7 protein-coding genes and 1 pseudogene are annotated in these 8,035 nt (G+C 71.9%); all 8 read left to right on the plus strand.

Going from position 1 to position 8,035, the window contains the following annotated elements; all coding sequences use genetic code 11:
- The first annotated feature begins 248 nt into the window (after nucleotides 1-248).
- The gene (locus ITP53_RS51885; protein WP_195902877.1) at nucleotides 249-1,379 is read left to right on the plus strand and encodes a LacI family DNA-binding transcriptional regulator; all 1,131 of its coding nucleotides are present in this window, start codon (nucleotides 249-251) and stop codon (nucleotides 1,377-1,379) included.
- Complete coding sequence (locus ITP53_RS51890) at nucleotides 1,376-2,290, plus strand: carbohydrate ABC transporter permease (RefSeq protein ID WP_195902878.1); 915 nt, start codon at nucleotides 1,376-1,378, stop codon at nucleotides 2,288-2,290. The genes ITP53_RS51885 and ITP53_RS51890 overlap by 4 nt, the downstream gene beginning before the upstream one ends.
- On the plus strand, nucleotides 2,287-3,144 hold the full coding sequence (locus ITP53_RS51895) for a carbohydrate ABC transporter permease (RefSeq protein ID WP_328818595.1): 858 nt from the start codon (nucleotides 2,287-2,289) through the stop codon (nucleotides 3,142-3,144). Before ITP53_RS51890 ends, ITP53_RS51895 begins: the two co-directional genes overlap by 4 nt.
- Nucleotides 3,145-3,153: 9 nt before the next feature.
- Entirely contained in the window at nucleotides 3,154-4,455 is a 1,302-nt protein-coding gene (locus ITP53_RS51900; RefSeq protein WP_195902879.1) for an ABC transporter substrate-binding protein, read from the plus strand.
- Entirely contained in the window at nucleotides 4,452-5,432 is a 981-nt protein-coding gene (locus ITP53_RS51905; RefSeq protein ID WP_195902880.1) for an ADP-ribosylglycohydrolase family protein, read from the plus strand. Before ITP53_RS51900 ends, ITP53_RS51905 begins: the two co-directional genes overlap by 4 nt.
- Nucleotides 5,433-5,438: 6 nt before the next feature.
- Nucleotides 5,439-6,410, plus strand: a complete 972-nt coding sequence (locus tag ITP53_RS51910) for an ADP-ribosylglycohydrolase family protein (RefSeq protein ID WP_195902881.1) — start codon at nucleotides 5,439-5,441, stop codon at nucleotides 6,408-6,410.
- Complete coding sequence (locus ITP53_RS51915; protein WP_195902882.1) at nucleotides 6,407-7,546, plus strand: ADP-ribosylglycohydrolase family protein; 1,140 nt, start codon at nucleotides 6,407-6,409, stop codon at nucleotides 7,544-7,546. The genes ITP53_RS51910 and ITP53_RS51915 overlap by 4 nt, the downstream gene beginning before the upstream one ends.
- Nucleotides 7,543-8,035: pseudogene (locus ITP53_RS58780) on the plus strand (hypothetical protein); the annotation flags it as partial. The gene ITP53_RS51915 and the pseudogene ITP53_RS58780, both read left to right, overlap by 4 nt.

The following is an 8,035-nucleotide window of genomic DNA, read 5'->3' on the forward strand; positions in this document are numbered from 1 at the left end:
CCACGACTGAGCTCCCCACCCCACCACCGGCCATCCGACGCCCAGCACCCGTGACTCGTCACCCCTCGTCCGGCGCCCCCTCGCCCACCGCATGGGGCGCGGGCGAGGGTTCTTGTGTATTGGGGGTCTGACCTGGTGTTATGCGATCGTGACTTGACCTGCAAGTTACGTGCCGGTTTCATGAGGGCCACACCGTAAACGTTTACAGAAAGAAGATCTCAAACGTTTACGCCCATGGAAGGACAGCCTTGGCCGACGGACCCACGATCAACACGATCGCCGAGCGTGCCGGTGTCTCGATCGCCTCGGTCTCGCGGGTGTTGAACGGCCTGCCGACCAGGCAGGAGACCGTACGCAAGGTGATGGCCGCCGCCGACGAGCTCGGTTACGTGCGCAACGCCGTGGCCAGGTCGCTCAAGTCGCGCCGCACCCATCAGGTCGCCTTCGCCATGGCCGACGTGGGCAACCCCGCCTACCTGGCCATGCTGCGACAGATCCAGCCGGTGCTGAAGGCCGCCGGATACCGGCTCGTGCTGCACTCCACCGACGCCGTCGTGGCCGACGAGATCGACGTGCTGCACAGCCTGGGCGAGCGTTACGTGGACGGGCTGATCATGAGCCCCCTGCGCGTCACGGAGACCCATCTGGAGATGCTGGCCGCCGCCAGGGCGCCCGTCGTGATCATCGGGTCCGTGCCCGAGGGGACGCGGGTGGACAACGTACGCGCCGACTCGCGCACCGGCGTCAGGCTGGCGGTCGATCACCTCCACTCGCTCGGCCGGCGGCGGATCGGCATGATCAACGGCCCCCTGGACACCGTGCCTGGCGCGGCCCGGGGCGCGGCGTACCGCGAGGCGCTCGGCGACGTCGATCTGCCCTACGACGAGAGCCTCGTGCAGATCGGTGACTTCTACCGCGCGGAAGGGGGCCGGGCGGTGGCGGAGCTGCTGGCCAGGGTTCCGGACGTGGACGCGCTGATGTGCGCCAACGACCTGATCGCGCTAGGCGCGCTGGACGTGCTGCGGGCCGCGGGGCGGCGGGTGCCCGACGACGTGGCGGTGGTCGGCATGGACGACACCGACCTGGCCGCGGCCTCGTGGCCGTCGCTGTCGAGCGTGTCGCTGGGATCGGCGGAGCGCGGCAAGGCCGCCGCCGAGCTGCTGCTCGACCGGCTGCAGGGTGATGATCGCGAGCCCCGGCTGGTCACCGTGCCGCCCCGCCTGGTGGTACGGGCGTCCACGGCGGGCGAATCGGCCGCGGAGGGCCGTACCGACGCGGAGGCCGACGCGCAGGCCCGTTCCGACGCGGCGGCTCGCGAGGGCCTGCAGGGTCGCGAGGGCGCGGAGGCCCGTACTGAAGGGAAGGAGGGCCGGGCGTGACGGCGACCGTGACGAGGCCGGCGCCGCCGCGACGGCCGGGCCACAGGCGACGCGGGATCTCGCGCAACACGCGCGAGACGTGGCTGCTGATGCTGCCGGCCCTGGTGCCGGTGCTGCTGTTCAGCGTGGGCCCGCTGCTGTACGGCATCGGCCTGGCCTTCACCGATGCCCGCAACACGCGCAACCACGAGACGAGCTTCGTCGGTCTGGAGAACCTCAGCCGGCTGCTCACGGAGTCCGACTTCTGGGCTTCGTTCCGGATCGGGATGATCTGGGCGGTCTCCGTGACGGTGCTGCAGTTCGTGGCCGCGCTCGGCCTGGCGCTGCTGCTGAACGAGCGGCTGCGGTTCAGTGGTGTGGCCCGGGTGCTGGCGGTGGTGCCGTGGGCGATGCCGCCGGTGGTCGTCGGCCTGATGTGGCGGCTCGTCTACCACCCTGACGCGGGGCTGCTCAACGACCTGCTGAACACGGACATCAACTGGCTGGCCGACTTCTCCTTCGCGCTGCCCGCGATCATCGTGGTCGGCGTGTGGACCGGCATGCCGCAGACCACGGTCGTGCTGCTGGCGGGCCTGCAGAACGTTCCCAAGGAGCTCTACGAGGCCGGCGAGATGGACGGCGCGGGGCCCTGGCGGCGGTTCTGGAGCATCACCCTGCCGCAGTTGCGTCCCGTGATCGTGGCGATCACCTCGCTCGACTTCGTGTGGAACATCAACCAGTTCGGCCTGGTCTACGTGCTCACCCAGGGCGGTCCCGGCGGGCAGACGCGGCTGCCGATGTTGTTCGCCTACGAGGAGGCGTTCAGGTACCGGTTCGCCGGCTACGCCTCGATGCTGGGCGTCGCCATGGCGATCGTCGTGCTCGCGGTGCTCGGTGTGTACCTGTGGCGGCAGATGAAGGAGGCCCGGTGAGAGGCACAGTGAGGCGCGCGGATCAGAGCAGGATCACCGTCCGCGTCCTGCAGTACCTCGCGCTGGCCGGGTTCATGGCCTTCCTGGCGTTCCCGCTGCTGTGGCTGCTGTCCTCGGCGCTGAAGACGCCTCAGGAGCTGGCCGTGGCGGACCCCACATGGATCCCGCGCGAGCCCACGCTGGCCAACTTCGGCGCCGCGTTCGGTGAGCAGGACCTGGTCGGGTCCGCCCTGCGCAGCCTCGTCGTGGCGCTGTTCAGCAGCGTGATCACGGTGGTGATCTCGCTGCCCGCGTCGTACGCGATCGCGCGCCACCGCGGCCTGGTCAACCGGATCGCGATCGGGTGGGTGCTGGTCAGCCAGGTGTTCCCGTTCATCTTGATCATCATTCCGCTCTTCATGATCCTGCGGGACCTGGAGCTGGTGAACACGCTGCCCGGGCTGGTGGTCGTCCATGTGACGTTCACGCTGCCGTTCGCGCTGTGGATGCTGCAGGGCTACGTACGCGCGGTGCCCCCGGAGCTGGAGGAGGCGGCGGCCGTGGACGGCGCGTCCCGGCTGCGCTCGATCGTCAGCGTGGTCGCGCCGCTGCTCGCGCCCGGCGTGGTGGCCACGCTGCTGTTCTCGTTCATCTCCTCCTGGAACGAGTTCCTGTTCGCGCTCGTGATCCTGCAGGACCCCGACGTCATGACACTCCCGCTCACGCTGGTGAGGTTCACCGGCCCCGAGGGGGTGGCCAGGCTCGGGCCGCTGGCCGCGGCGTCGCTCATGGCGACGATCCCGAGCCTGATCTTCTTCGCAATCATCCAGCGGCGTCTCAGGTCCGGTTTGATGGCCGGCGCCGTGAAGGGCTAGGAGGCTCATATGCGCATCAAGTCCGCTCTGGCGGTGGCGGCGGTCGTCGCGGTCGCCGCCGCGTGCGGCGGGGGAGGCGGCGAGTCGTCGTCCTCCTCCAACGAGCCGGTGGAGATCGATTTCCTCAGCCTGGCGTGGCAGAAGGAGTCCGTCGCCGCGAACAAGCAGATCGTGGCCGAATGGAACAAGTCCCATCCGAACATCAAGGTCACCTACGTCCAGGGCAGCTGGGACAACGTCAACGACCAGCTCGTCACCCAGTTCGCCGGCGGCACCGCCCCTGACGTGATCCACAACGACTCCCCGGCGCTGGCCGGGTTCGCCACCGACGGCTACCTGCTCGACCTGTCCGCCAAGCTGCCCGCGGAGCTCAAGAGCGACATCCCGCAGTCCGCCTGGGACACCGTGACGTTCGACGGCGGCAACGGGCAGCAGGGCGTGTACGGCGTGCCGTTCCTGCAGGAGTCGCAGGTCATCATCGCCAACAAGAAACTGCTCGACGACAGCGGCGTACGCGTCCCGACGGCCGGCCAGCCGTGGACGTGGGACGAGTTCTCCGCGGCCGTCAAGAAGATGACCAAGGGTGGCACGTTCGGCGTCGCCTGGCCGCTGAAGCAGCCGGTCAACAGGACGCTCAACCTGGCGCTCAACTTCGGCGGCACGTTCTTCCAGACCTCCGGCGGCAAGACCACGGTCAAGGTCGGCGCGGAGGAGCGAGAGGTGCTCCAGCGCATCCACGACCAGCTCCACAAGGACAAGTCGGCCGACCCCGCCGCGCTCGGCCAGGGCGCCGCGGACCCGTTGCCCGCGTTCTACCAGGGCAAGTTCGCGCTGCTGCCGGCCGGCGTCTACCTGCGGCAGCAGGTCGCCGAGCAGGCTCCCGACGGGTTCGAGTGGGTCACGCTGCCCGCGCCTGTGGGGACCAGCGCCCAGCAGGGCGCGGTCTCGCAGACGCTGTCGGTCGCGCAGGACAGCGAGCACCCGGACCAGGCCATGCAGTTCATCTCGTTCTTCCTGAACGCCACGAACCAGGCCAAGCTCGCCAAGGGCGACTGGCTCCTGCCGACCTCGCAGAAGGCCGCCGCCGACCCGGCCATGACCACCGAGGACAACGGCTGGGACGTGGCGACCGCCTCCGCCAAGAACCTGGTCGTCGCGCCGTTCCTCAAGGTGAACGGGTTCGACGAGTGGAAGAACAAGGTCGCCACGCCGGCGCTGCAGGAGTACTTCGCGAACAAGATCACGATTGACGAGGTCGCGAACCGGCTCGTCCAGGAGGGCAACGAGGTGTTGGAGCGGTACCAGCGGTGACTCTTCGCGACACTCGCCATGACAGGGCCAGGGGGTGTCTGCTCGGCCTCGCGGCCGGTGACGCCCTCGGCGCCCCGGCCGAGAACCTGTCGCCGGCGGAGATCCGGCGGCGGTGGGGACGCCTCACCGAGATCGAGGGCGGTGGCACGGACGACACCGAGTACGCCATCTTCGCCGCCTCCCTGCTGGTGCGCCACGGGCATGCGCTGACCTCGTCCGACGTGGCCGCCGCCTACCGCCGGGAGATCATTCCGCTGGTCGACGGCCCCATGCGCGGGGCGGGCTTCTCCGAGCTCGGCACCGTCGAGGCGCTGCGCCGCGGCCTCGAGCCGCCGCTGACCGGCCTGGCCCACGCGCACGGATGGTCGGACGGGCTCGCCATGCGCGCCGCGCCGTACGGGATCTTCTGCCCAGGCGATCCGTCCGAGGCGGCCCGGCTCGTCGAGCAGGACGGCCTGGTCAGCGGGTCCGGCGAGGGGATACTCGGCGGGCGGGCGGTCGCCGGCGCGGTGGCCGCCGCCATGGACGGGGCCCCGCCGCGTGAGGTCGTGCTCGCCGCGCTGTCGGTGATCCCGGCCGACTCGTGGACGGCGAGGAACGTCGTCCGCGTCTGCGAGGTCCTCGCCGGGTCACCGCGTCCCGACGAGCCGGGCCTGGTCGAGGCGCTGCACGAGGCCGTCGTCGTACGCCACTACCCCTGGACCGACGTCGCCCCCGAGGCGGTGGCGCTCGCGCTGGCCGCGTTCCTGATGGGTGACGGGGACGTCGAGGCGGCGGTGACGTTCGGGGTGAGCCTGGGCAGGGACGCCGACACGATCGGCGCCATCGCCGGAGCCGTCGCGGGAGCCCGGCAGGGCGAGCGCGGCGTGCCCGAGCGGTGGTCGGCGAGGATCGGACCGGTGACGGGCAAGTGCCTGCCGGTCGTCGCAGGAAAACACGTGCTGGACGTCGCCGACGAGCTGGCGGAAGGACTGTAGATCACGATGTCGGGGGACAGAATCAGGGGCGCGTTCGCCGGGCTCGCCGTCGGTGACGCCGCGGGCTGGCCGGCGGCCAGGCACCGGGCGGCCCTGCACGCGCCCTGGAGCAGACGTCTCCATCGCGAGCTGGACGCGTTCGCGGAAGAGCACCGGGTCACCACGCTGCCGGTGCCGTTCGCGCTGAACCAGCCGGTCGCGCCGCTGCGGATCGGCCCGTCCGACGACGCCGAGTGGCTCGCGTGGACGGCGCTCACGATCGACCGCCCGAGGGCCGAGGCGTTCATGGAGCTCAAGGACGTCAGGGGACGCATCTCCGTGGCGACCGCGCTGGACAACCTGGCCAAGGGCGTCGAGCCGCCCGCTTCCGGGCACGACAACCCACACCATTTCGACGACGCCGCGGCCGTCAGGGCCGTCGCGTACGGGGTACTCGGCAGGGACCCCACGCCGGACGCCCAGGTGACGAACGCAGGCGACGGCGTACTCGGCGCCCTGGCCATGGCCGCCGCCGTCGCCGAGGCCGTGGCGTCGGGCTCGGTCGCCGGGGCGGTGGAGGCGGCACTGGCCGAGCTGCCCGAGGACACCGCGATCGGCCACAACGCCCGCGTGGCGCTGGCCGTCGCGCGGAAGGCGGGCGACGCGTTCGGCGCGGTGCCCGCGCTGGACGCGGCGCTGCTCGACCACGTCTACAGCTACGGCGTGGGCGCCGCGCAGACGGTGCCCGTGGCGCTGGCGCTGGCCGAGGCGGCGGGCGGCGAGCTCGTCCGGGCGGTGCCGGCCGCTGCGTGCCTGGCCGCGCTGGCCGACTCGGCCCCCGCGCTGGCCGGCGCGCTGACGGGGGCGTGCGGCGGGTACGAGGCGATCCCGGAGGGGTGGACCGCCTCGGCCCGTACGCTCGCCGGTTGTTGCCTGCCACACCTGGCGGGCCAAGATCTCATGACAGTGACCGTGACATTGACGGAAGGAACAGCATGACGCCGCTTGAGGACAAGGCCACTGGCTGCGTGGTGGGGGCGGCGGTCGGTGACGCGCTGGGCGGCGCCACCGAGGGCTGGACTCCCGAACAGATCGTGGAACGATACGACGGCCGCGTCGAAGGCATCGTGCCGCCGTTCAACGAGGACTGGCGCAACGCCCGCCCGATCGCGCCGTACCACAAGGGCGACGGCCACGTCACCGACGACACGTTGATGACGCACGCCCTGATCCGCGTGTACGAGAAGGCCGGCGGGCATCTGGACGCGTACTCGATGGCCGACCACTTCGTGCCCGAGCTGATGAGCGAACGGCGGTGGATCCCCGAGCTGGAGGCCGAGGCGCTGCCGCTGCAGCGGATCTTCCTTGCCGAGAAGTGGATCGTGGCCAGGCTGCACTACGGGCACGCGGACCCGCGCGAGGCCGGCGTGGGCAACATCGTGAACTGCGGCGCGGCCATGTACGCCGCCCCGGTCGGCATCGTGAACGCCGCAGACCCCGGCGCCGCCTACGCCGAGGGCATCGACCTGGCCGGAGCCCACCAGTCGAGCTACGGCCGCGAGGCCGCCGGCGTCATGGCGGCCGCCGTCGCCGAGGCCATGCGGCCGGGTGCCACGGTCGACTCCGTCGTCGCCGCCTGCCTGCGGCTGGCCAAGGACGGCACCAGGGCCGCCATCGAGTCCGTCTGCGAGGCCGCCGCCGGGCAGGGGCACTGGGACGGGTCGTTCGAGGCCCTGCGCGCCGCCATGCGGCCGTACGACACGGTCGCCGACACCTACCGCGACCAGGGGCTTGGGGCGCGGCGGCCGAGCCGGGTGCACAGCATCGAGGAGCTGCCGCTGGCGCTCGGGTTCCTGGTGATCGCCAAGGGCGACTACCGCGACACCGTGCTGGGCGGGGTCAACTACGGGCGCGACGCCGACTCGATCGCGTCCATGGGCGGGGCCATCGCGGGCGCGCTCGGGGGGCTCGCCGCCGTACCGCCGGAGTGGGTGGAGCAGGTGGGGGCGGCCAGCCGTACCGACCTGGTGGCCCCCGGGCTCGCGATCGCCGGGGTGGCGCGCCGGGTGCACGCCGACGATCTGGTACGCCGCCGCGGCCACGAGGCGGCCTTCGCCGGCCTCGACCGCCGATGATCCGGCTCACCTGGGTCCAGCCCGAGGACCTGGTCGGTCACGAGCTCCGCCAGGCGGCCGAGGACGGCAGGGACGCCAGAGAGATCGCCGCCCGGTGGCACGCGGCCGGCGGGCACGACGCCCCGCCGCGCGCCGGGGCCTCCGAGCCCGGCGCGGCGAGGTTGCGCGGCCTGGCCGGCGAACTGCTGGACGAGCTGGCCGCGCTCCCGTCACCGCTCGACGAGCCCTCCGACCTGCCCGGCATCATCGCCGCCTGCCCCTCCTGGCCGGGACCCGTGGCCCGCGCGGAGGGCCGGGACCTGGGCACGGCCACCGCCGGTGAAGAAGGCCGGGTCGTGGGCACGGCCGCCACTGGTGTGGAGGGCCGGGTCATGGGCGCGGCCGATGCCGGTGCGAAGGTCGTGGGTACGGCCGCCGCTGATGCGGAGGGCCGGATCGCCGGCACGGCTGCCGCCGGTGTGGGGGGCCGGGGCGTGGTCGCGTGGGAGC

It is taken from the genome of Nonomuraea cypriaca, assembly GCF_015645445.1.
Lineage (GTDB): Bacteria > Actinomycetota > Actinomycetes > Streptosporangiales > Streptosporangiaceae > Nonomuraea > Nonomuraea cypriaca.

Coding starts and splice junctions, on each gene's coding strand:
- ITP53_RS51900 (WP_195902879.1), top strand. CDS start 3,154: ATGCGCATCAAGTCCGCTCTGGCGGTGGCGGCGGTCGTCGCGGTCGCC.
- ITP53_RS51910 (WP_195902881.1), top strand. CDS start 5,439: ATGTCGGGGGACAGAATCAGGGGCGCGTTCGCCGGGCTCGCCGTCGGT.
- ITP53_RS51915 (WP_195902882.1), top strand. CDS start 6,407: ATGACGCCGCTTGAGGACAAGGCCACTGGCTGCGTGGTGGGGGCGGCG.